This is a genomic window from Leisingera sp. F5, assembly GCF_001593695.1.
Genome location: NZ_LUKH01000787.1, coordinates 1 through 1673 on the forward strand (window position 1 = coordinate 1; position 1673 = coordinate 1673).

Genomic DNA, 1673 nt, shown 5'->3' on the forward strand with positions numbered 1-1673 from the left:
GGCCTGTTCAGAGTGAAAAGTGCCCTGCGAGCCGGTGAAGCCCTGACAGATAACTTTGGTGTTTTCGTCGATGAGGACTGCCATGTTGTCGGTTCCTTCAAGCGGTATGTGTGTGTTGGGTCTGCGAATTGGCCAGGGATCGGCCGTCGAAGCGGATTTTTTCAAGGGTGGCCCGCCCCAGGACCACACTGGGAAATACTCTGAAACCGCCGCGGAATTCATAGATCCCGCGCCGGAGTTTCTGGCGGATCAGCGGCCAGCCCTTGGGGCGGTGGCGCGCCGGGCCGATGGCGTGTTCGCCAGGGGCCTCATTGCCCTGTTCGGCCAATGCGGGCTGGACCTGATAGACCTTGACGGCGCGCGCGGGCAGCGAGGCGTCAAAGTTGAACAGGAGGTTGTCCAGGGTGATTTCAAACGGACGGCTGTCCAAGAGGTGCTGTGCCGCCCGGCGGGAGATCACATAGGCTGCACCGCCCGCGTGGCGGGACAGCATCTGACGCACCTCGCGGCCCATATGGGTAAAGCCATCCTTGCCAAGAGCGACCTGCAGCTTTTTGGCCCGCCAGCGTTCGAATTTGACGATGCCGGCATCCTGCGGCCACCACGACAGGTCGTTCAGCCAGGCGCCGGTGTCGGGCGACAGAAACACGTCATCCTCCAGGATCAGCGCCACATCGGCATCTGAATCCAAAAGCGCCTGCCAGGCCCTAGCGTGGCTGAGGGTGCAGGCCATGTCCTTGGTCTGGAAATAACCCCAGTTGCCCTCGGAGGCGCACTGCTTGAGCATCTCGTCACGGCTGACTTGGGTGCTGTCCACCGCATTGATACGCGCAGCCGAAAGCCCGGCCTGATCCAGCTCCCGCTGCATCAGCGCTGCCCGGCCCGTGGCCTGCTGCAAGCCTATGAGGTAGACAGCGGCTTTCACGAGGCTTGGTCCTCTAAGCTGTTTGATGCTGTGAACCGCTCCAATCGAACACCGGAGCTGTAAACAGAACGGTCAATATAGGTGGGTGCCATCTTATTGGTTTCCATAGGTGGTATTGACCAAAGCGCCGATCCCGGAGACTGCCGGACCGCCGACCGCCATTAGCCAGCCGATGGCTAAGAATGTTTGGGCCACTGTTCTCCGAGGGAGGTTGAACAAGAAAGCGAAGGAGTTTCTATTCAACGAGTTGTGAGGTTTTGAAGCACGCATCGTGTTTTCGAGAACCCACAATTGATGACGAGCTACGGCAATGAAAAAGTATCCCATTACACCGAAGGTCAGCGCAATTTTCAAAGCCTGTGGCGTCTCAAAACCCATTTGCTCTCTCGTGTGGCTTGGCCTGTGATGGAAACTGAAAGGTCCAATGGACCTTTCAGGGGGGGCTTTGGAGGGAAACTACCCCTTAACCGCTTTCACGATCTTCTCGGCACCGTCTTTCAGGTTGTCGGCGGCGATCACGTCAAGGCCGGAGGTGTTGATGATCTCCTTGCCCTTTTCGACGTTGGTGCCTTCCAGGCGGACTACCAGCGGCACTTTCAGGCCGACTTCCTTGACCGCGGCAACCACGCCCTCGGCGATGACGTCGCAGCGCATGATGCCGCCGAAGATGTTGACCAGGATGCCTTTGACCTGCGGGTCCGAGGTGATGATCTTGAAAGCCTCGGTCACCTTCTCCTTGGTGGCGCCG

2 protein-coding genes and 1 pseudogene are annotated in these 1673 nt (G+C 58.9%); all 3 read right to left on the minus strand.

Annotated elements, in window-relative coordinates:
• Positions 1-97 precede the first annotated feature (97 nt).
• Positions 98-925: a glycosyltransferase family 25 protein gene (locus A2I95_RS35965; protein ID WP_291737313.1), complete on the minus strand. Its 828-nt coding sequence runs from the start codon at positions 923-925 to the stop codon at positions 98-100.
• A gap of 93 nt (positions 926-1018) precedes the next feature.
• Positions 1019-1303 (minus strand): hypothetical protein, encoded by a 285-nt coding sequence (locus A2I95_RS35970; RefSeq protein ID WP_291737314.1) that lies wholly within the window; start codon positions 1301-1303, stop codon positions 1019-1021.
• Positions 1304-1381: 78 nt separating this feature from the next.
• Positions 1382-1673, minus strand: a pseudogene (gene sucC / locus A2I95_RS35975) (succinate--CoA ligase subunit beta); the annotation flags it as partial.